Source organism: Rahnella variigena, assembly GCF_003610915.1.
Lineage (GTDB): Bacteria > Pseudomonadota > Gammaproteobacteria > Enterobacterales > Enterobacteriaceae > Rahnella > Rahnella variigena.
The window spans coordinates 3,845,901-3,868,013 of record NZ_NSDJ01000001.1 but is presented as its reverse complement, the minus strand read 5'-3'; the positions used below and the strand labels follow the sequence as shown (position 1 = coordinate 3,868,013).

The following is a 22,113-nucleotide window of genomic DNA, read 5'->3' as shown; positions in this document are numbered from 1 at the left end:
GCCGTACAATATTTACCGATATTCTTTAACCGATAGTCATGTCGCGTTAAGTCGTCTCACTGTACTGACTTAACCCACGTATTTAGCCACGGTTTTCTTCGCGCCGATCCTTTGCAGATCCGCATATGCGGCCTGAATAGCCTGTACCACTTTCTCTTCCTGTGGCAATTGCTCACCGAAAACGCCGTTCAGCGCCAGCAGCGCTTTCACGCGTTCTTCGCCATCCGCGGTAGAGGCGACGATTTCTGCCAGCGTTTCAGCCATCGGATCTTTAATCTCAATAGGCTGACCGGCATCATCGGTGCCACCGACATAACGCATCCAGCCCGCCACGCCCAGCGCCAGCAATTCATAAGAGCCCCCGTTTTTCACATGCCAGCGGATCGAATCGAGCATACGTTGCGGCAGTTTCATTGTGCCGTCCATCGCGATTTGCCAGGTGCGATGTTTCAGCGCCGGATTGCTGTAACGTGCAATCAGGCTGTCGGCATAGGCGGTAAGATCCACACCTTCAACGCTCAGCGTCGGCGCTTGTTCATGCAGCATCAGGTGATGCGCCGCGGCTTTATAGTTATCGTCATCCATACAATCATTGATGTGCTGATAACCGGCCAGATAACCCAGATAAGCGAGGAAAGAGTGACTGCCGTTCAGCATACGCAGTTTCATCTGCTCAAACGGCAGAACGTCGGACACCATCTGCGCACCGGCTTTTTCCCAGTCCGGACGACCTGCGACGAAGTGGTCTTCTACCACCCACTGGATGAAGGGTTCACAGGCGATACCACAAGGGTCTGTGACACCACCGAGCGCTTCGGTGATTTCTTCCAGTGTGGTTTCTGTGGCTGCCGGAACGATGCGGTCAACCATGGTGCTCGGGAAAGAGACGTTTTCGCTGATCCATTTTGCCAGTTCTGCAGAGCGTGCTTTCGCCATACCCAGCACAGCGTTTTTCACTACCAGACCATTTTCAGGAATGTTATCGCAGCATAAAACGGTGAAGCCCGGCAGACCGCGTTCATGACGCAGACGCAGCGCTTCAACTAACACACCCGGCGCGGTACATGGCGCCTGACCACCGGCCAGATCTTGCTGAATTTTCGGATTTTGCAAATCCAGTTCACCCGTTCCCGGCTCGATGCAGTAACCTTTTTCGGTGATAGTCAGGGAAACAATCGCCACCTGAGGTTCGGTCAGTTTTTCCAGCACGGCATCAAGCCCGTCGATACCGCCGTGGACAGATTCATGAGCAGAACCAATGATAATCGCCTGATTGCCTTCCGCCCCTTTCTCCAGCACGGTAAACAGGTGATCTTGCTGACGCAGACTTTTTATCAACGCTTCATTACCGAAGAGGCTGATTTCGCAAATGCCCCAGTCTCCGCCCTGAAGGTTTAAGACGCGGTTAGTAAGCAGCGCCTGGTGGGCACGGTGGAATGCGCCAAAGCCGAGATGAACGATGCGGCTTTTCAGTGCATCGCGATCATAAGCTGGCAATGACACTGCTGCGGGCAGAGACGCTGTGGCAATAGTTTTCATGCAATACTCCAGGCAAGTCAGAAATAAATAATTGGTCAGGCCAAATTGGGGCAGTTTACCCGTCAGTTCAATTTTGTGCTGGATAAAGCGACGATTTAAGCCGAAATCAGGGCTTAGAGTGTAAAGTCATATGATAGAAAGGGGAATTGGTAAGTCCGGACGACCACTGATTTTGTGATGCAGATCGAGAGTCTGCCGCATTAACGGCAAAATCAGGGCAATAAAAAAGGAACGCCGGAGCGTTCCTTCAAACTTACCTGGCGACAAACCTGGCGGGACAAGGCAGGGCGCTGATTAATCCGCGCGGCCCATATAACGGCGTTCTGCGATATGAATGCGAATTTTATCGCCGGAACTCAGATATTCCGGCACCTGAATGCTCAGGCCAGTTGCCATCACTGCCGGTTTGGTACGGGAGCTGGCAGACGCGCCTTTGATGCCCGGTGCCGTTTCGACGATTTCCAGATCTACCGTCTGTGGCATTTCCAGCGCCAGCAGCTGGCTGTCGAGCGTCAGAACCTGCATACCCTGTAAACCTTCTTCAGGAATGAACAGCAGTTCGTCTTCGATCTGCGCCTTATTGAAGGTGTATGGTGTGAAATCTTCATCATCCATAAATACGTATTCGTCGCCATCGACGTAAGAGAAGTTCACTTTACGACGGGTCAGGCTGACGGTATCCAGAATATCGTCGCCTTTAAAGCGTTCTTCTACTTTGCCGCCAGTACGTACATCAGCGAAACGCATTTTGTACAAGGTGCTGGCACCACGGGCGCTTGGGCTCTGAACATCAATATCTTTAACCAGCAGCAATTTGCCGTCGTAGTTCACAACGAAGCCGCGTTTAATTTCGTTAGCACGTGCCATATAAATAACCTGTCAGCAGAGAGATAAATAATTTGCGACACGTTACCCGCGCCGCTGATTTCAGGCAAGCAGATAGCGCAAAAAGAGTCGCGAAAAACCCGCTTTCTGACGCATTTTTTGCGTGTGTACTGCCTGCGTAAAAAATGTTCGGTATAGCCTGTTAAAGGATAGTAAATATTTCGCTGGTGGCGCATATCACCGCCTGCTATTGTCGCGCCTCAAAATGAGGCCTGAGGAGGCTGTTGATGGACTGTCGTACCGATTGCGGAGCCTGTTGCATAGCGCCTTCAATTTCCAGCCCGATACCCGGAATGCCTGACGGCAAACCGGCGAACACCCGTTGCGTGCAACTGGCTGATAATTTCATGTGCAAAATTTTCACCTCGCCGCTGCGCCCGAAAGTGTGCGCCAGTTTACAGGCCAGCCGTGAAATGTGTTTTACCCATCGCGACCAGGCGCTGACTTATCTGATTAAGCTCGAAGCGGATACCGCGCCTTAAGCGACGGCTTCCGGCGTTTCTTCTGCCGGCTTATCGACGTTTTTCACATTCCAGATACACAACACCGAACCTACCACCATCGCCAGTGCGGCATAAAACACAGCATGGTATGTCCAGAACTGCGCAATCACCCCCGCCAGAGAACCGGCAAGGATCCAGCCCGCACGGGTGGAGTTGGTGAACAGCGTGGTCGCCGCACCGGCCTGTCCCGGCATCAGATCCTGAAAATACAGCATGCCGATCCCGGCCAGAATGCCGATGAAAATCGCGTTCAGCAGCTGTAAAGCAATCAGCATGGCGGCACCGGTGGTAAACAACAGACAGCCGTAGAAAATCACCCCTGCGACTACCGCAAACCGCATCAGGAAGCGTTTCCCCAGCTGTTTAGCCAGATATCCGGCAATCAGCATGGTCGGGATTTCCAGACACGCCGCACTGCCCATCAGCACGCCCGCCAGTTTTTCCGGCAGACCTAATTCACGCACCACATACAGCGGCATATTGATGAGATAAATACTGTTAGCTGCCCACATCAGTGAACACGCGATGAAAAGCATCAGCGTGTCCCGACGGTTGCGACGGGGCGCTTCCAGCGTAGCCGTGGTTTTGATGCGTGCTTTAGGCATGGAGGGCAGGAACATATATACCATTACTCCGCAAAGCAGGAACGCCAGCGCGGCAGCGCAGTACATGAAGGTAAAACCGAAGCCCATCGACAGGGCGAAGGCCAGCGGCGGGCCGACGACCCAGGCCAGCGAAACCTGGGCGCGTAAAATAGAGCTGAACATGACGGCTTCACGGCCAGTCTTTTCAGAATGCTCACGCGCCAGAGCAAACATCTGTGGGTTGGCGGTGGAACCGAAGCTCGACAGCAACACGCCGATCAACAGCAGGATGAAGTAATTACGGTTGAAGGCGAAAAGCACACAGGCCAGCGCCCCCAGAATGCAGCAATATAGGATCAGCGTTTTTCGGTCACCGCGTTTATCCGACCACGTCGCGAGCAACTGACTCACGAAAATGCCGATCACCGCGCTGCCGGTGAAGAAAATCCCGACCATGAACGGACTGACGTGAACCTGAGATGTCAGGAACAGGCTCAGCGTTGGCGTCTGCAAAGCGCCGGCGATGCCGGTCAGAAAAGCGATGATCAGAAAAGCGGTTGACGTCATGTCGGGTAAACGGCGGGCTGACGTTGTAGAAATTCGCATGAGTTATGTGAACCAGGGTTATTTGGACCAGAGTTATATGGACCAGAAGTCAGGAAGGGAACGAAATTTGCGCGAATGTTACGTCAGTTTAAAAAAAACAAAAACAGGTTTTGATCATCAAAAATGTAAACCGGAGTGAATTTGCCATACTGAATAATAAAACCGCACTTTGTGTCAAAAACAACCAGGCGAGGTTTCTGATATCCACCCAAATAGTCACCACAAATGAGGTTCAGCTTACGTCAGCTTTTCGCGTCAGCCTGACTTCAGCATTTACGTTAAATCATCTGTTTCGGAAAGGGTTTAGAAAGGAAACTGTGCGTAGCATCAAAAAATTGTCACGCAAAATCAGGGAAAGCTTGATTTAAAAACAGCCCCGATTAAGACTTCCTGAAACGTTTCAGCGTTGTCAGCTATTCTCATGAAATCTGATGGCGCTCCTTTTTTCTCAGTAAAGCTGAAACGATTCAATTTCAGCAGGAGAGGAGAATTATGTTCCAACTGTCACAGCAAGATATTCATCTCGGTGCGGCTGCCAGCGATAAGCAGGAAGCAATTCGCCAGGTTGCAGCAGCACTGACACAAGCCGGTCGCGTCAGCGAAGGCTATGTAGACGGCATGTTAGCGCGTGAGCTGCAAACCTCTACTTATCTGGGTAACGGCATCGCTATTCCTCACGGCACTACTGATACCCGTGATCTGGTGCTCGATACAGGCGTGCAAGTTTTCCAGTTCCCGCAGGGTATTGCGTGGGGCGAAGGCCAGACCGCGTATGTGGTTATCGGTATCGCAGCGCGTTCTGACGAACACCTCGGTTTGCTGCGTCAGCTGACGCACGTCTTAAGCGACGACAGCGTGGCCGACCGTCTGGCAAAAACAGATTCAGCTGAAGAATTACGCAGCCTGCTGATGGGCGAAAAGAATGCCGCTGAATTCCTGTTTGATACTCAGCTGATCGCGGTCGATGTGGCTGCTGAAAACCTGATCACCTTACAGGCGCTGAACGCGGGTCGTCTGAAAGAGATCGGCGCAGTGGATACTGCTTTTGTCAGCGACGTTATCAGCCGTAAGCCGCTGAACCTCGGGCAGGGCATCTGGCTGAGTGACAGCACCGAAGGCAACCTGAAAAGTGCAGCAACGGTAAGCCGTGCGAAGCAGGCCTTTGATCTCGATGGCGAAAAAGTCTCATTGTTGCTGACGATTTCAGTCGCAGATGATCAGCCGCTCAATATTCTGAATTACCTCAGTGATTTGCTGATAGCGAATAAAGCTGAACGCTTGCTGACGGCAGATCCTGTGGGTGTGCTGGCATTGCTGACCAGCGAAGTCGAAGAACAAGCCAACGTGCTGACGGCGGAATACGTTATCCGTAACGAACACGGTTTGCATGCCCGTCCGGGTACTGCACTGGTGAACGTGATCAAACAGTTCAGCAGCGAAATCACAGTGACGAATCTTGATGGCAGCGGTAAACCTGCCAACGGCCGCAGCCTGATGAAAGTCGTGGCGCTGGGCGTGAAAAAAGGTCATCACCTGCGCTTTACCGCCAAAGGTGAAGACGCGGAACTGGCGCTGAAAACCATCGGTGAAGCTATTTCAGAAGGTCTTGGGGAGGGCGCATGAGCCGCAGAGTTGCCACAATTACCTTAAACCCGGCGTACGATTTAGTCGGCTATGTGCCGGAAATCGAACGCGGTGAAGTCAATCTGGTGCAAACCACCGGTCTGCACGCCGCAGGTAAAGGCATCAACGTAGCGAAAGTGCTGAAAGATCTCGGCATCGACGTCACCGTGGGTGGTTTTCTCGGTAAAGAAAATCAGGACGGGTTCCAGCTGTTATTCAGTGATCTGGGCATTGCTAACCGCTTCCAGGTGGTGAATGGCCGTACCCGTATCAACGTGAAACTGACCGAAAAAGACGGCGAAGTCAGCGACTTTAACTTCTCCGGTTTCAACGTCACTCCTGCCGACTGGGAGCGTTTCGTGACGGATTCTCTGTCCTGGCTGGGTCAGTTTGACATGGTTGCCGTCAGTGGCAGCCTGCCAGCGGGCGTTGATCCTGACGCGTTCACCGACTGGATGAAACGCCTGCGTGCGCAGTGTCCGTGCATCATCTTTGACAGCAGCCGTGAAGCGCTGGTCGCCGGTCTGAAGGCGGCACCGTGGCTGGTCAAACCAAACCGTCGAGAACTGGAAATCTGGGCTGGCCGTAAATTGCCGGAACTGAGCGATGTGGTAGAAGCTGCGCATGCCTTGCGTGATCAGGGAATTGCCCACGTGGTGATTTCACTGGGCGCAGAAGGGGCATTGTGGGTTAACGCATCCGGTGCTTGGATTGCCAAACCGCCAGCCTGTGAAGTAGTCAGCACCGTGGGTGCCGGTGATTCCATGGTCGGTGGCCTGATCTACGGCTTACTGATGCGCGAATCCAGTGAACATACGCTGCGACTGGCAACGGCTGTTGCCGCGCTGGCTGTCAGCCAGAGTAATGTCGGTGTCACCGATCGTCCGCAGCTCGCGGCGATGATGGCCCGTGTTGACCTGAAACCCTTTTAATCCGCAGGAGGCAGAATGAAAACGCTGCTGATGATAGACAGTTCGCTCGGACAGGCTCGCAGCCATCTGGCGAAAAATTTGCTTGCTGCCGCTGCTGTGAAGGCAGGGCATCAGGTGGTTGAACAGGCCGCTGACGCTGAAGTCGTCATTGTTGCCAGTGAAACTGTGCCTAACGACGCCGCACTCGCGGGCAAAAATATTTATACCGGTGATGTTGCGGATGCTGTACGTGATCCGCAGGCATTCCTGCAACGTGCGCTGACCGAAGCCAAACCTTATGTTGCTCCGGTGGCTACTGCTGTCGCAGCTCCGGCTGCCAGCGGTCCAAAACGCATTGTTGCTGTGACTGCTTGTCCGACCGGCGTGGCACATACCTTTATGGCTGCTGAAGCCATTGAAAGTGAAGCGAAAAAACGTGGCTGGTGGGTAAAAGTCGAAACCCGCGGTTCCGTGGGTGCGGGCAATGCCATCACGCCTGAAGAAGTTGCAGCGGCCGATCTGGTGATTGTCGCGGCTGATATCGAAGTGGATCTGGCTAAATTTGCCGGTAAGCCGATGTACCGCACTTCTACCGGTCTGGCACTGAAAAAGACCAAACAGGAACTGGATAAAGCGCTGGTTGAAGCTGAAGTCTTTGAGCCAAAATCTCAGGGCGCGGCAACAGGTGCGAAGAAAAAAGAAGCGGGCGGCACCGGGCCTTATCGTCACCTGCTGACCGGCGTATCTTACATGCTGCCAATGGTTGTGGCGGGCGGTTTGTGTATCGCGCTTTCGTTCGTGTTCGGTATCAAAGCCTTTGAAGTGAAAGGTACGCTGGCTGCGGCGCTGATGCAAATCGGTGGTGGTTCAGCCTTTGCTCTGATGGTGCCAGTGCTGGCGGGCTTCATTGCCTTCTCCATCGCTGACCGTCCGGGTCTGACGCCGGGTCTTATCGGCGGTATGCTGGCAGTGAGCACGGGTGCAGGGTTCCTTGGCGGTATCATCGCCGGTTTCCTGGCGGGTTATGTGGCGAAAGCCATCAGCGGCAAGCTGAAATTACCGCAAAGTATGGAAGCCCTGAAGCCTATCCTGATCATTCCATTGGTCGCGAGCTTGATTACCGGTCTGGTGATGATTTATATCGTTGGTACGCCGGTCGCTAAAATCATGGTTGGCCTGACTAACTGGTTGCAATCTCTGGGTACAGCGAACGCGGTTCTGCTCGGCGCGATCCTCGGTGCGATGATGTGTACCGACATGGGTGGCCCGGTAAACAAAGCCTCTTACGCATTCGGCGTGGCATTGTTGAGTTCTTCCGTGTACGGCCCGATGGCTGCCATCATGGCTGCCGGTATGGTGCCACCGCTGGCAATGGGTCTGGCAACGATTCTGGCGAGTAAGAAGTTCGAGCAGGGCGAGCGCGAAGGCGGCAAGGCTGCCATGGTGCTGGGTCTGTGCTTCATTACTGAAGGTGCCATTCCGTTCGCAGCCCGTGACCCGATGCGTGTTCTGCCATGCTGTATCGCAGGTGGCGCACTGACCGGTGCTCTGTCAATGGCCTTCCATGCACAACTGATGGCGCCACACGGCGGTCTGTTCGTGCTGTTAATCCCGGGTGCAATCACTCCGATCCTGGGTTATCTGGTGGCGATTATCGCCGGTACCGTTCTGGCCGGCGGTGCTTACGCGATTCTGAAACGTTCAGATGCTGCGTTAGCTGCGAAAGCCACTGCATAATCAGCAGGCTGTAAATAACAGAAAGGCGCGACATGTGTATGTCGCGCCTTTTTTATTACGCCTCCCCCTGCGAAGGGGGAGGCGGGGAGGGGGTTTTAAGGACTCACATCCTTGCCCATGCACACTTCAGCTTTCGTTTTTGACCTTAATACCCCACCCCAACCCTCCCCTTCGCAGGGGAGGGCGCTGACCGAAATCCTACTCAATGACAGCGCATGAAAATGCTATATCTTAAGCGGCGGCTTCGTCATTCTCCGACTTCTGCTGCGCTTTCAGCCAGGCGATTTCATCTTTCCAGATATCAGGGTTGACGGTTTCGAGGATCATCGGGATGCCGTCGAAGCGGGCATCTTTCATCATCCAGCTGAACACGGTATTGCCAATATTCCCTTCACCGAGGCTATGATGACGGTCCACGCGGCTGTTGAATTCACTTTTCGCATCGTTCAGATGCATACCGCGCAGGTATTTAAAGCCCACAACTTCTTCGAAATGTTTAAACGTTTTCTCGCATTCTTCTGCCGTGCGCAAATCGTAACCGGCCGCAAACGCGTGGCAGGTATCGATGCAGACCCCGACGCGGCTTTTGTCTTCCACGCCGTCGATAATTTTCGCCAGATGTTCAAAGCGGAAACCGAGATTGCTGCCCTGACCGGCGGTATTTTCGATAACGGCAGTGACGCCTTTGGTTTTATCCAGCGCAATGTTCAGGGATTCAGAAATCCGCTCGAGGCATTTGTCTTCCTCGATTTGCATCAGATGGCTGCCCGGATGGAAATTCAGCAGTGACAGACCTAACTGCTCACAGCGCTGCAATTCATCAAGGAAAGCTTCACGGGATTTTTCCAGCGCTTCCGTCACAGGATGTCCGAGGTTAATCAGATAGCTGTCGTGCGGTAAAATCTGGTTGCTCTTGTAGCCGTATTTTTCACAAGCCAGTTTGAATTTTTCAATCACATCTTCTGGCAAAGGTGCGGCTTTCCACTGACGCTGATTCTTGGTGAAAAGCGCAAAAGCCGTGGCTTCCAGCTCATGTGCGCGCAATACCGCCTGATCGACACCACCGGCTGCACTGACGTGTGCTCCCACAAACTTCATTTTTGCTCCTCAGTTTTCATCGCGTTTATTCACGAATGATAGCGCCTCCGTGAAGGAGGCGCAGCATCGGAATGTTAAAAGCCGCAACATCAGCCAAAAAGATGATGAACCAGCTGGTTGATACCCGCACCGCCGACAATCAGCCAGATGAACAGTATTGCCGCCAGCAGCATCGGTTTGAGACCCGCCTGACGCAGGGCGCTCATATGCGTTGTCAGACCCAGCGCCGCCATCGCCATCGCCAGTAACACGGTATCCAGCGTAATCAGCGGTGGGATCCAGCTGTGCGGCAGGATATCCAGCGAGTTGAACGCCGCGACCAGAATAAACAACAGGGCGAACCAAGGAATGGTGATATTGCGCATACCGCCGTTCTGACCGCCGTGCTGAACCTCTTTACGTGATTTCCAGCCAGAGAGCAGCAACAGGAACGGTGCCAGCATCATCACGCGGATCATCTTGGCGATTACTGCCGCATTTTCAGCGTCCGGGCTGACACCCTGACCGGCGGCTACCACCTGCGCGACTTCATGCACCGTCGAACCGGTGTAAATCCCGAACTGTGACGCGGTAAAATTCAGCCAGTGATATTGCTCATTCAGATGCCATAACCATGGATACAGGAAGATGGCCGCCGTTCCGAAGATAACCACAGTGGCGACGGCGACGGTCACTTTTTCTGCTTTGGCATCCAGCACCGGTTCGGTCGCCATCACAGCGGCAGCACCACAAATACTGCTGCCTGCGCCGATCAGCATCGACGTATCACGGTCTAATTTAAATATCCGTTGTCCCAGCCAGCAGGCAAGGGCGAAGGTGGAGCACAACATCAGGGCATCGATGAGGATCCCGGTTGCGCCGACGTCGGCGATTTGCGCGAACGTCAGACGCAGACCGTACAAGATAATCCCCAGACGCAGCAGGCGTTGTTTTGCCAGCGTAACGCCGCTGTCGCACCAGGGTCTGGCGGCCGGATAAACCGTGTTGCCGACGACCATGCCGATGACAATCGCCAGCGTCAGCGCGCTGAGACCGAGATGGCTCAGGGACGGGAAATTACTCAGCCAGACCGCCAGCCCGGTAATGGCACCGGTCAGGGCCAGGCCCGGCAGCAGGCGGCTGTATCCGCCACGTTTTTGCAGCGCAGGCTGGTCAACATCATGTTTAAGCGCGTCGCTTTTATTAAGTGAAAATTGGGTCATCGTCCGTTCCTCGTTCAGGAGTGATGACATAAGGCTACGCCGCACTTATATAAAAATGAAATTGATTATAACTTTATAACCTATCTGAAAAACTGGTATAAGAATTTCATTCAAAAGAGACCTGTAAGCCAAGGGTCTATACTAAACAGAACAAGCGTGCAGTCAGGCGCATGAGAACAGCGGGACATTTATGCACATAACATTGCGACAACTTGAAGTTTTCGCCGAGGTGCTGAAAAGCGGTTCGACCACTCAGGCGTCGGTTGTGCTTTCATTATCACAATCGGCAGTCAGTGCGGCGCTGGCCGATATCGAAGGGCAGCTCGGCGTGCAGTTATTTGACCGTGTCGGGAAGCGGCTGGTGATTAATGAGCACGGACGTCTGCTGTACCCGAAAGCACTGGCATTGCTGGAACAGGCGGGGGAAATCGAACGTCTGTTTAATCAGGACAACGGTTCGCTGCGCATTGGCGCCAGCAGTACCATTGGCAACTATATGCTGCCGGGGATGATTGCTGATTACCGGCTGGATTTTCCTCATACGCCGCTCGAGCTTAACGTCGGCAACACCAATGACGTCATCAATGCGGTGGCGGATTTTCGTGTCGATCTGGGGCTGATCGAAGGCCCCTGTCAGATGCCCGAGCTTATCACTCAGCCCTGGCTGGACGATGAGTTAGTGGTATTCGTTGCCCCCGAAAATCCGCTGGCGGGGCAGGTCGTTTCGCTTGAATCACTGGCGCGTGAACCGTGGATCTTACGTGAGCGCGGTTCGGGTACCCGCGAAGTGCTCGACCATTTGCTGTTACCGCAATTACCTGATTTCAATCTGGTGATGGAACTGGGTAATTCTGAAGCCATCAAGCACGCCGTCCGCCACGGGATTGGCATTAGCTGTCTCTCCCGGCGGGTGATTGCTGAGCAGCTGGCCAGCGGCTCGCTGGTGGAAATCCACCTGCCGGTCGCGCCCCTGGTACGCAAACTTTACCTTATACATCATCGTCAGAAACACATCTCCGGCGCGTTATCGCGTTTTTTAACGTACTGCCGTGAAGTTCAATAACGGTCTTTCGCTAATGATCCACGGCCTGTTATGAAGGTGTCTTATAACAGGTCGTTCCTGCTATTCAGAGCGGCAGGTTTTGCTACAATCCGCGCTTAAATTTCCACATGACGAGCGGATATAGGGAAAAAATGGCTCAACAACCTACAAAAAATGCGCAGGTGGCTCCCACACTGCGTCGCGAGCTGAAGGCACGTCACTTAACGATGATCGCCATCGGCGGTTCAATTGGTACGGGGTTATTTGTTGCATCCGGTGCGACAGTTTCACAGGCAGGCCCGGGTGGCGCGCTGCTCTCATACGCATTAATCGGCATCATGGTGTACTTCCTGATGACCAGCCTCGGTGAACTGGCGGCGTTCATGCCGGTTTCCGGCTCATTCTCCACCTACGGTTCCCGCTATGTAGAAGAAGGCTTCGGTTTCGCACTGGGCTGGAACTACTGGTACAACTGGGCAGTCACCATCGCGGTTGACCTGGTTGCCTCACAACTGGTGATGAACTACTGGTTCCCGGACACACCGGGCTGGATCTGGAGCGCCTTGTTCCTCGGCCTGATTTTCCTCCTGAACTACATTTCTGTTCGCGGTTTTGGCGAAGCGGAATACTGGTTCTCGCTGATCAAAGTGGTCACTGTTATCATCTTTATCGCCGTGGGCGTACTGATGATCACCGGCATTATGCGCGGCGGCGAAACGGCTGGCTGGCATAACTGGGCTATCGGTGATGCGCCGTTTGCAGGCGGCTTTGCGTCGATGATAGGCGTGGCGATGATCGTCGGCTTCTCCTTCCAGGGCACCGAACTGATTGGCGTCGCGGCAGGTGAATCCGAAAACCCGGGCAAAAACATCCCGCGTGCGGTTCGTCAGGTATTCTGGCGTATCCTGCTGTTCTATATTCTGGCGATTCTGGTCATCAGCCTGATCATTCCTTACACCGATCCAAACCTGCTGCGTAACGAAGTCGGCGATATCTCGGTCAGCCCGTTCACGCTGGTGTTCCGTAATGCCGGTTTGCTGTCAGCGGCGGCGGTGATGAATGCGGTTATCCTGACCGCCGTGCTGTCTGCCGGTAACTCAGGGATGTACGCGTCTACCCGTATGCTGTTTACGCTGGCAAGCGAAGGCAAAGCACCGCGCATTTTCGCCAAACTGTCGAAGGGCGGTGTACCGCGTAACGCGCTGTATGCCACCACGATTGTGGCTGCGCTGTGCTTCCTGAGCTCTATGTTTGGTAATCAGACTGTTTACCTGTGGCTGCTGAACACGTCCGGTATGACCGGCTTTATTGCCTGGCTCGGCATTGCTATCAGCCATTACCGCTTCCGTCGTGGTTATGTGTCACAGGGGCGTGACCTGAAAAAACTGCCATATCTTTCGGGCTTCTTCCCGTTCGGTCCGGTGTTTGCCTTTGTGTTGTGTCTGATTATTACGCTGGGGCAGAACTATCAGGCATTCCTGAAAGACACCATTGACTGGTACGGCGTGGCCGCGACTTATATCGGCCTGCCGCTGTTCCTGATTATCTGGTTCGGCTACAAGCTGACCAAAGGCACCAAAGTGGTGAAATACAGCGAAATGGAATTCCCGGATCACGTCGATAAGTAACCGGCTGGGATTTTGAAATATTCATATCGTTAATTAGCGGAGCTCAGGCTCCGCTTTTTTACGTCTGCAATTCAGCAAAACAACGCGGACAACATCATGCTTTGTTACCGCTGCGTTTAACGTCTGAGTCTGATAGGTTTTGCAAAACACATTGATAATTATTATCATTTGTTCCCATTCTTTGGGAATAGCACAACATCTGTTCCCGCCATAAGTTTTTAACTTAATGAGATTGAAGCGAAAATGAGTGCAACAACCGAACCCGCCCTGGCGGTGAAAGGCAACGCCCCGGACGGCGTGATGGGGCGATACCAGAATATCGTACGCCGCCGTCTGTTAATCATGCTGGTCCTGGTGCTGGCGATCGTCGTCTCGCTGGTGATTGATTTCATTATGGGGCCGTCGGGGTTGTCGCTCGGTACGCTGTGGAAAACCTTGTTTGATGCGGCGGCAGCCGATCCGGGTACACGCGTGATTGTCTGGGATATTCGTTTGCCGTATGCGCTGATGGCGGTGGCAGTCGGTATGTCGCTCGGTCTTGCCGGTGCGGAAATGCAGACTATCCTCAACAACCCGCTCGCCAGTCCGTTCACACTCGGTGTTTCTTCTGCGGCGGCGTTTGGCGCAGCGCTGGCGATTGTGCTGGGTATCGGTATTCCGGGCATTCCCGACCAGTGGTTTATCTCTGCTAACGCCTTTATTTTTGCCTTACTGGCCGCGCTGATGCTGGATGGGATCACGCGCTGGACGCGTGTCGCCAGTTCCGGCGTAGTGCTGTTCGGTATCGCGCTGGTGTTTACCTTCAACGCACTGGTTTCTCTGATGCAGTTTATCGCCACCGAAGACACCTTACAGGGACTGGTTTTCTGGACAATGGGCAGTCTGGCGCGTGCGTCATGGGTGAAGCTGGGCGTGATGCTACTGGCGTTTCTGGTTCTGTTGCCGTGGTCGATGATGAGCGCGTGGAAGCTGACCGCGCTGCGTCTGGGTGAAGATCGTGCGGTGAGTTTTGGTATCGACGTGCGCCGTTTGCGTCTCGGCACCTTGCTGCGTATCAGTATTCTTTCCGCGCTGGCAGTCGCATTTGTCGGCCCGATTGGATTTATCGGTCTGGTCGCGCCACACATCGCCCGTCTTATGTTTGGTGAAGATCACCGTTTCTACCTGCCAGCCAGTGCGCTGATTGGTGCGCTGGTGCTTTCTATGGCATCCGTGGCCTCAAAAAATCTGGTGCCGGGCGTCATTATTCCGGTGGGGATCGTCACCTCGCTGGTCGGCGTGCCGTTCTTCCTGAGTATTATTCTTCGTCACCGGGGGAACGTCTGATGTCCGCAATGCCAGAAATGCAGCCACAAGATTTACTGAATGCCGCCACGCAGGGGCTGCAAATCCGCGATTTCAACGCGGGCTATCCGAAGCGCCATGTGATCCGCCATCTCAATGTCCCGATGCTGCCGCGTGGAAAAATCACCGTGCTGCTCGGGCCAAACGGCAGCGGAAAATCGACGTTGCTGCGTTCCCTCGCCGGACTTAACCGCGCGGAAGGGCAGCTGTTTCTCGACGGGCACGATTTAATGCCGATGCCTTTTGCGCGCCGTGCGGAGCAGGTTGTTTACCTGCCACAAACGCTGCCTGCGGGTGTGCATCTGCATGTGCTGGAATCCATCATCGTGGCGCAGCGTGCGTCCGGCGGGAAGGGCAAAGTCTCGGAAGGCACCGATAAAGTGATGACGTTGTTGCGTCAGCTGGGTATCGAGCATCTGGCACTGAGTTATCTCGATCAGCTTTCCGGCGGTCAGAAACAGCTGGTCGGTCTGGCGCAATCCCTGATCCGCCAGCCTTCCTTACTGCTGCTCGACGAACCGCTCAGCGCGCTTGATCTTAACTATCAGTTCCACGTCATGGATCTGGTACGCAAAGAGACGCAGAAACGCAATATCGTCACCGTGGTAGTTGTGCATGACATCAATATCGCGCTGCGCCATGGCGACCGCGTGCTGATGCTTAAAGACGGTAATCTGATTGCCGATGGCGAACCGGAAGACGTGATCACCGCCGACAGTCTGGCGCGCGTTTACGGCGTACGGGGCAGGATTGAGCGCTGCTCGCAGGGGACACCGCAGATATTGATTGATGGATTAGTGGGGGATCCGGAGATTTAATGTTATGTCCTGACAAAAGGAAGACATTACTCAGGCGTTCACCGATCCGCTCCCTCCCCTGCGAAGGGGAGGGCCGGGGTGGGGTATTAACGCAAAAACGTTGGGTGACGTTTCCGCTCAGGCCATTGATTTACAGTCTAAAACCCCCTCCCAACCTCCCCCTTCGCAGGGGGAGGAGCATACCGCAACGGGCCTACTTCCCACTCCACGCCTTCAGATTCTGCTCCCGCGCATTCAATTTCTGCTCAGGTGTCAGCTTGTTGTAATCCTTCGCCAGACCACTTTCCCAGTCGCCGTAAAGCGGATTTGGCAGCACGATATATTGTGTGCCGAAGTGCTGATGATTCTGATTCACAAAGGCACGGCGTTGTTCATTACCCTGATGATAGGTCGCAGAACCAAAGTCATTCAGGTTGTCGCCGATGTAAATCACCACGTGATAACCCGCGGCTTTAATCGAGTCGAAACGCGCTTGTTTGTTCGACGTGTCTGAACTTAACAGCATGGTTTTTTCATTGGCGCCGGTAAAGCCCAGGCGGTTCATGTTGTCGAGCGTCGCGGCATATTCGCTGGTTTTACGGTTAGACACGTAGAACATCGTGCCGCCGTGCGTGTTGACATAGTTGGCAAATTCCACCGCGCCGGGCACGGCGGTAGCCTGACGCGCTGCTGTCCACTGGGACCAGGTTTTGCTGTCGAATGGCTTATTCGCTTTCACCTGCCACGCACTGTACGCGCTGTTATCGAGCATCGTTTCGTCGAGATCGACGACGACGGCTTTCTTCTGTCCGGCCAGCGGTTGTGCGTTATCAAACGCCATTTTCGCCGTGTTAAATGCCTGATACGCCAGCGCCTGATATTCGCCGGATTGCTGGAACCAGTTCAGCGCCATCACCGACTGATCGTTCAGTTTCTGTTGGGCGTCCGTTTTTTGCTGCGCGCAGCCGCTGAGGGCCAGCATGATTAAAGCACTGGTGGTGCAAAGCGAAATTTTATTCATGGGTTATCCCTGCTTGTTAAGAAAGATTCGCATTCATCAAAATCGTTAAAACTGTAGCAGATTCAGCGGGGTGTGGAAGCCTAAATGGCGATTTACGCGAGGTGTGCCGAAAAATAACACAAATAAAAAAGGCCGGAGGGTGAGTCCGGCCGAAGAATGTCAAGACAGAGAATAATAATGAGGTGGTAAAGCGCCTGTTTTTAGAACTAATTATCAGAACTGATAGACCAGACCAACGGCAGTAATGTCGTCGTTGTTCAGAGCCAGGTTGTTATCATCGGACAGCTGGTTGATTTTATAATCAACATAGGCAGACATGTTTTTGTTGAAATAATAGGTTGCTGCTACGTCAACATATTTAACCAGGTCTGCATCACCGATGTTTTCAATATCTTTTGCTTTAGTCTGAACATAACCCAGTGAAGGACGCAGGCCATTTTCAAACTGATATTGTGCAACGGCTTCGAAGGTCTGGGTTTTATTTGCAAAACCACTTCCTGCCGGTGCGCCTGCAATTCCGCCTGGTACGGTAATAGCCAGCATATTACGGGTTTCAGCATACATGGCGGCTAAATAAACGCCATTGTCGTCATATTTCATACCGCCAGTCCATGCGTCAGCTTTATCGCCTTTGCCGTAAGCGGAATTACTCTGCGCCGTGGTGCGGTCAGAAGACGCATATGCGCCGCCGAAGCTCACGCCGGTATCACCCAGTGCGTAAGTGGTAGACAGTGAATAGCCGTCGCCGTTGGCTGTGCTGCTGCCACGACCGTCATTTTCATTTTTGCCCTGATACTGAACAGCTACGTTCAGACCATCAACCAGGCCGAAGAAGCCGCGGTTACGGTACGTGGCCACGCCGTTGGTACGGCCAGTCATGAAGCGGTCAGCTTTGGTGTAACCGTCGCCGCCAAATTCAGGGAACATATCGGTCCAGGCTTCAACGTCGTACAGTGCGCCGTAGTTACGGCCATAGTCGAAGGAACCGTATTGACCAAATTTCAGACCGGCAAAGCCCAGACGTGTTTTGGTGCCGGTGGTGCTTGGCGTTTTGCTGTCAGATTCAGCATGGTTAGCCATGACGTTGTATTCCCACTGGCCGTAGCCGGTGATCAGGTCATTAATTTGGGTCTGGCCTTTAAAACCGAAACGCACGTAACTCTGGTCGCCATCACTGCCGGGAGCATCAGAGAAATAATGCAGACCTTTCACTTTTCCGTACAGGTCCAGTTTATTGCCGTCTTTATTATAAACTTCCGCTGCGTGTGCGCCTGATGCAATCAATAAACCAGGAATTAAAAGTGCCAGAATATTACGTTTCATGAATTTTACCCTGCATTCTTTATTAAAAGCTTTTCATAAAAGCTTTATATGAAGTCTTGTGGAAAGACGCTAATCATCATTTTTGCTGTGCATTCCGTATGGACTCGGATTTTTCTCAGCGAGAGTTTTTTACCGTATATTTGTGATCAATTTATGACAGTCAGAAATGAACTTTTTCTTTTTTACACGTCCTCCTTTTTTTCTGCATAAATTTACACCACAGGAAATGCCCTTAACCGCGATTTCGGGCTGCGCCAGAAGCCGGTCTGTGGGACAATAGCCGGGACATTCCTGTCTCACTTCCAACAAAAAAGAGATGCATGGCGCTTTCCCCCGCAGTAAAAAATCAGATAAGCCAGTGGTACAAAGCCCTGCAACAGCAAATCCCGGATTTCATTTCCCGCGCTCCGCAACGTCAGATGATTGCTGAGGTGGCTAAAGCGTTCTCGGGGGATTCTGCACGGCATCTGGCCATCGAGGCGCCGACCGGCGTCGGGAAAACCTTGTCCTATCTCATTCCCGGCATTGCTGTCAGCCGTGAGGAAGAAAAACCGCTGATTGTCAGCACGGCAAACGTGGCGTTGCAGGATCAGATTTTCAGCAAAGATTTACCGCTGCTGAAAAAAATCATTCCGGATCTGAAATTTACCGGCGCTTTTGGTCGCGGGCGTTACGTGTGTCCGCGAAATCTGGCGGCGATGAGCAATGAAAACGCGCAGGGCGATCTGGGATTATTTCTTGGTGATGAACTGGCACCTTCCAGCGGCGAAGAACAGAAACTGTGTAAAACGCTGGAAACCGCGCTGTCACGCTACGAGTGGGATGGATTACGCGATCACTACCAGAAGACCATCGACGATCCGCTGTGGATCAAAATCAGCACAGATAAAGCCAACTGCCTCAGTCGTAACTGTCATTACTTTCGCGAATGCCCGTATTTTGTGGCGCGCAAAGAAATTGAAAGCGCAGATGTAGTAGTGACCAACCACGCGCTGGTGATGGCGGCGCTGGAATCCGAATCCGTGCTGCCACCGGCAAAAGACCTGCTGCTGGTGCTCGACGAAGGACATCATCTGCCGGAAGTGGCCCGCGATGCGCTGGAAGTTGACGCGGAAATCACCGCGATGTGGAACAACCTGCAACTCGATAATTTTGTCCGTCAGATTGAACAATGTCTGGCGCTGTTTACGCCGAAGAATCCGCCGCCGCTGACCAACGCCGAGCGTCTGCATAATCACTGCGCCGAAATGCGCGAACTGCTGCTGTCGATTGAACAGACCGTGGGACAGTATTTACCCCCGGATGAGCCGGAAGCCGAATACCGTTTCGAGCTGGGACTATTGCCGCCGGAGCTGACAGAGCAGTGCAGCCGCCTGTTTAAACTCACCGATGGTTTGCGCAGTCTGGCGGAATACATGGTGAATGACCTCAGCGAGAAGACCGGCAAACACGACATTATGCGTCTGCATCGCGCGATTTTGCACATGAGCCGGATGCAGGGCTATCTCGAAACCATGAGCAAACTGTGGCGGCTGGCGGCGCTGGATAAAGCGTCCAATGCGCCGATTGGCAAATGGGTGACGCGGACTTATTTCGATAACCAGACGCATCTGGTCTTCCATTGCGCGGGGATCCGCGTCAGCGAACAGCTGGAAAAAATGCTGTGGCGCAAAGTACCGCATGTGGTGATTACCTCTGCGACGCTGCGCTCGCTGAACAGTTTCTCCCGCTTGCAGGAAATGACCGGCCTGACGGAAAAAGCCGGCGACCTTTTCGTCAGCCTGGATTCGCCGTTCAGTCATGTCACGCAGGGTAAACTGGTGATCCCGCAAATGACGCTGGAGCCGCTGATGGCGAATGAAGCCGCGCATTTGCAGGAAATGGCCGATTTCTTCCGCGCAGAACTGGCAAAAGGGCAGCACACCGGCCAGCTGGTGTTGTTCGCCAGTAACCGTGCGTTGCAGCAATTTGTTTCTTTGCTGCCGGATTTACGCCTGATGCTGCTGGTGCAGGGCGATCAGCCCCGTTACCGGCTGGTCGAGGAGCACCGCAAGCGCGTCGCCGCGGGCACGACCAGCGTGCTGATCGGCCTGCAATCTTTCGCCGAAGGGCTGGATCTGAAAGGTGAATTGCTGACGCAGGTGCACATCCATAAAATTGCGTTTCCGCCGATCGACAGTCCGGTGATCCTGACCGAAGGCGAGTGGCTGAAAACGCTGAAGCGCTATCCGTTTGAAGTGCAGAGTTTACCGAGTGCGTCATTCAACCTGATCCAGCAGGTCGGGCGTCTGATCCGCAGCCATGAATGTACCGGCGAAATCGTGATTTATGACAAGCGTCTGCTGACCAAAAGCTACGGTTCGCGCCTGCTCGCGGCATTACCGGTGTTTCCCATTGAACAGCGTGAAATGCCAGCGCCCGGTTCGGTGAAACGCCCTGATATCCTGAAAACAGCGAAGAAAGATCCGGTTCGCCGTCGCGCCCGCCGGCGATAATTTTTCCTCAAGAAAAGTCATTACACAGAGAAGGTAACGCTACGATGGATTACACCAAACTCATCAAAGAAGTGGGGCGTGGAAAAAATCATGCCCGTGATTTGGATCGTGAGCAGTCGCTTGCGTTGTACCGCGAAATTTTGGCCGGTGAAGTGCCGGATTTACAGCTGGGTGCGTTGCTCATTGCGTTTCGTATCAAAGGCGAAGCGGAAGAAGAGATGCTCGGGTTTTATGCGGCGATGGAAGAGCGCGTTATGCGCCTGCAGGCACCGGTAAATCGTCCGCTGCCGGTGGTCATTCCGACCTACAACGGCGCGCGCAAACAGGCGAATCTCACGCCGTTGCTGGCGATGCTGCTCAGCCGTCTGGGTTTGCCGGTGGTAGTGCATGGCGTGGATGAAGATCCTACCCGCATCACCAGCGCGGAGATTTTCCGCGCATCAGGTATCGACGCTGCTCAAAACCAGCAACAGGCGCAGCAGCAGCTTGATGCCGGAAACGGCCCGGTCTTTGTGCCGGTTTCTGTCCTGTGCGCGCCGATTGAAAAGCAACTGGCGCTGCGCTGGCAGATGGGCGTGCGTAACAGCAGCCATACGCTGGCGAAACTCATCACGCCTTTCATCGGGCAGGATGCGTTGCGTTTATCCAGCGTTTCTCATCCCGAATATATTCAGCGCGTCTCCTCGTTTTTCCGCCAGATTGATGGCCGTGCATTGCTGACGCAAGGAACGGAAGGGGAAGTGTATGCCAATCCGTCACGTTTCCCGCAGACGCACTTTATCGCCGGTGGTGAACTGAGTGTGCTGGCAGAAAAAGAAGAGATTTTTGCCGCCGATGTGCCGTCGACCAAAGACGTCGACGCCACCGTTAACTACATTCAGGAATGCCTGAAGGGCGAACGCGCTGTCCCGCAGGCGATTCTGAATCAGCTGGCATGTTGTCTGGTGGCAGCAGAAGTGTGTGGCGATATGGCTGAGGCCAAAATGATTGTGGATCAGATTTTTTAAAAGCTGGGAATGAGCTCAGTTAGCTCCTCCCCCTGCGAAGGGGGAGGCGGGGAGGGGGTATTAAGGTCAAAACTATAGTCAATGCATACTTCAAAATTTTTAGTTTTTCTTTAATACCCCACCCCAACCCTCTCCTTCGCAGGGGAGGGAGCTTAAAAAACCATATTTATCATCGAGAAATTCACTCCATATACCTGTCTCATCTCCCCAAAATCTCCCTTACCCTGTTCAAATGTGTGGTTAAAGGCTAAAATAAAGGAACTACGAAATCTATTTACTGATTTCATTCGTTTTTTTTATAAAGTTTTATGGAGATTTAAATATGGAAACGTTGCCGGCTTGCCCTACGTGTCAGTCCGAATTCACCTGGCAGGACGGTGAAATGCTTAACTGTCCTGAATGTGGACATGTCTGGTCAATGAACGGTGAAAACAGCGCGGAAGATGACGTGCTGAAAGTGGTCGATGCCAACGGTAACCTGCTGGCGGATGGCGATTCTGTCACCGTAATCAAAGACCTGAAAGTGAAAGGCAGTTCTTCGATGCTGAAAATCGGGACCAAAGTGAAGGGTATCCGTCTGGTTGAAGGCGATCACAATATCGACTGCAAAATTGACGGGTTTGGTCAGATGAAACTCAAATCCGAGTTCGTGAAGAAAAACTGATTTCCGCACAATCCTGCCTGACATTCAAAAGCGGTTTTGCCATATCGACATAACCGCTTTGCGAACATACACTCAATGTAAAATCTCTTTAACATTCAGCAGAG

At 53.3% G+C, this 22,113-nt stretch carries 18 protein-coding genes; 11 read left to right on the top strand and 7 right to left on the bottom strand.

Annotated features, from left to right (window positions below):
• Window positions 1–69: 69 nt before the first annotated feature.
• Window positions 70–1,539: a mannitol dehydrogenase family protein gene (locus CKQ54_RS17790; protein ID WP_113877473.1), complete on the bottom strand. Its 1,470-nt coding sequence runs from the start codon at window positions 1,537–1,539 to the stop codon at window positions 70–72.
• 294 nt (window positions 1,540–1,833) lie between these two features.
• Window positions 1,834–2,406 (bottom strand): elongation factor P-like protein YeiP, encoded by a 573-nt coding sequence (gene yeiP / locus CKQ54_RS17785; protein WP_112287850.1) that lies wholly within the window; start codon window positions 2,404–2,406, stop codon window positions 1,834–1,836.
• Between the two features lie 245 nt (window positions 2,407–2,651).
• Here yeiP and CKQ54_RS17780 point away from each other — a divergent pair, with 245 nt between their 5' ends.
• Window positions 2,652–2,906 (top strand): YkgJ family cysteine cluster protein, encoded by a 255-nt coding sequence (locus CKQ54_RS17780; protein WP_112287851.1) that lies wholly within the window; start codon window positions 2,652–2,654, stop codon window positions 2,904–2,906.
• On the opposite strand, the gene CKQ54_RS17775 is transcribed toward CKQ54_RS17780, so the two are convergent.
• On the bottom strand, window positions 2,903–4,117 hold the full coding sequence (locus tag CKQ54_RS17775; RefSeq protein ID WP_120162026.1) for a sugar efflux transporter: 1,215 nt from the start codon (window positions 4,115–4,117) through the stop codon (window positions 2,903–2,905). The two genes, CKQ54_RS17780 and CKQ54_RS17775, sit on opposite strands and share 4 nt — an antisense overlap.
• Window positions 4,118–4,609: 492 nt before the next feature.
• On the opposite strand from CKQ54_RS17775, the gene fruB reads away from it, so the two are divergent.
• From fruB to fruA, 3 genes are read left to right on the top strand one after another with little or no spacing between them, the layout of a single operon-like run.
• On the top strand, window positions 4,610–5,740 hold the full coding sequence (fruB, locus tag CKQ54_RS17770) for a fused PTS fructose transporter subunit IIA/HPr protein (RefSeq protein ID WP_113877475.1): 1,131 nt from the start codon (window positions 4,610–4,612) through the stop codon (window positions 5,738–5,740).
• Window positions 5,737–6,672, top strand: a complete 936-nt coding sequence (gene fruK, locus CKQ54_RS17765; RefSeq protein WP_056778537.1) for a 1-phosphofructokinase — start codon at window positions 5,737–5,739, stop codon at window positions 6,670–6,672. Before fruB ends, fruK begins: the two co-directional genes overlap by 4 nt.
• A gap of 15 nt (window positions 6,673–6,687) precedes the next feature.
• Entirely contained in the window at window positions 6,688–8,388 is a 1,701-nt protein-coding gene (gene fruA, locus CKQ54_RS17760; RefSeq protein ID WP_120162025.1) for a PTS fructose transporter subunit IIBC, read from the top strand.
• 231 nt (window positions 8,389–8,619) lie between these two features.
• On the opposite strand, the gene nfo is transcribed toward fruA, so the two are convergent.
• A complete protein-coding gene (nfo, locus tag CKQ54_RS17755; protein ID WP_120162024.1) occupies window positions 8,620–9,486 on the bottom strand; it encodes a deoxyribonuclease IV in 867 nt (288 codons plus the stop codon).
• An 89-nt stretch (window positions 9,487–9,575) separates the two neighbouring features.
• The gene (locus tag CKQ54_RS17750; RefSeq protein ID WP_244220223.1) at window positions 9,576–10,688 is read right to left on the bottom strand and encodes a YeiH family protein; all 1,113 of its coding nucleotides are present in this window, start codon (window positions 10,686–10,688) and stop codon (window positions 9,576–9,578) included.
• Between the two features lie 190 nt (window positions 10,689–10,878).
• On the opposite strand from CKQ54_RS17750, the gene yieE reads away from it, so the two are divergent.
• The 4 genes from yieE to CKQ54_RS17730 all read left to right on the top strand — a co-directional run bounded on the left by yieE (window position 10,879) and on the right by CKQ54_RS17730 (window position 15,520).
• Window positions 10,879–11,751, top strand: a complete 873-nt coding sequence (yieE, locus tag CKQ54_RS17745) for a DNA-binding transcriptional regulator YeiE (RefSeq protein ID WP_112287856.1) — start codon at window positions 10,879–10,881, stop codon at window positions 11,749–11,751.
• Window positions 11,752–11,882: 131 nt separating this feature from the next.
• Window positions 11,883–13,358 (top strand): amino acid permease, encoded by a 1,476-nt coding sequence (locus tag CKQ54_RS17740; RefSeq protein WP_120162023.1) that lies wholly within the window; start codon window positions 11,883–11,885, stop codon window positions 13,356–13,358.
• A 243-nt stretch (window positions 13,359–13,601) separates the two neighbouring features.
• Window positions 13,602–14,684, top strand: coding sequence for a FecCD family ABC transporter permease (locus tag CKQ54_RS17735; RefSeq protein WP_112287858.1), 1,083 nt, complete (start codon window positions 13,602–13,604; stop codon window positions 14,682–14,684).
• Window positions 14,684–15,520, top strand: coding sequence for an ABC transporter ATP-binding protein (locus CKQ54_RS17730; RefSeq protein WP_120162022.1), 837 nt, complete (start codon window positions 14,684–14,686; stop codon window positions 15,518–15,520). Before CKQ54_RS17735 ends, CKQ54_RS17730 begins: the two co-directional genes overlap by 1 nt.
• 193 nt (window positions 15,521–15,713) lie before the next feature.
• On the opposite strand, the gene CKQ54_RS17725 is transcribed toward CKQ54_RS17730, so the two are convergent.
• On the bottom strand, window positions 15,714–16,520 hold the full coding sequence (locus CKQ54_RS17725; protein WP_112287758.1) for a 5'-nucleotidase, lipoprotein e(P4) family: 807 nt from the start codon (window positions 16,518–16,520) through the stop codon (window positions 15,714–15,716).
• A gap of 213 nt (window positions 16,521–16,733) precedes the next feature.
• Window positions 16,734–17,843: a porin gene (locus CKQ54_RS17720; RefSeq protein WP_120162021.1), complete on the bottom strand. Its 1,110-nt coding sequence runs from the start codon at window positions 17,841–17,843 to the stop codon at window positions 16,734–16,736.
• Between the two features lie 320 nt (window positions 17,844–18,163).
• On the opposite strand from CKQ54_RS17720, the gene dinG reads away from it, so the two are divergent.
• The 3 genes from dinG (at window position 18,164) to CKQ54_RS17705 (ending at window position 22,009) form a co-directional block, all read left to right on the top strand.
• Window positions 18,164–20,338 (top strand): ATP-dependent DNA helicase DinG, encoded by a 2,175-nt coding sequence (dinG, locus tag CKQ54_RS17715; protein ID WP_112287760.1) that lies wholly within the window; start codon window positions 18,164–18,166, stop codon window positions 20,336–20,338.
• A 44-nt stretch (window positions 20,339–20,382) separates the two neighbouring features.
• Window positions 20,383–21,345, top strand: a complete 963-nt coding sequence (gene ybiB / locus CKQ54_RS17710; protein ID WP_120162020.1) for a DNA-binding protein YbiB — start codon at window positions 20,383–20,385, stop codon at window positions 21,343–21,345.
• A 322-nt stretch (window positions 21,346–21,667) separates the two neighbouring features.
• Complete coding sequence (locus tag CKQ54_RS17705; protein ID WP_120162019.1) at window positions 21,668–22,009, top strand: zinc ribbon domain-containing protein YjdM; 342 nt, start codon at window positions 21,668–21,670, stop codon at window positions 22,007–22,009.
• Window positions 22,010–22,113 lie beyond the last annotated feature (104 nt).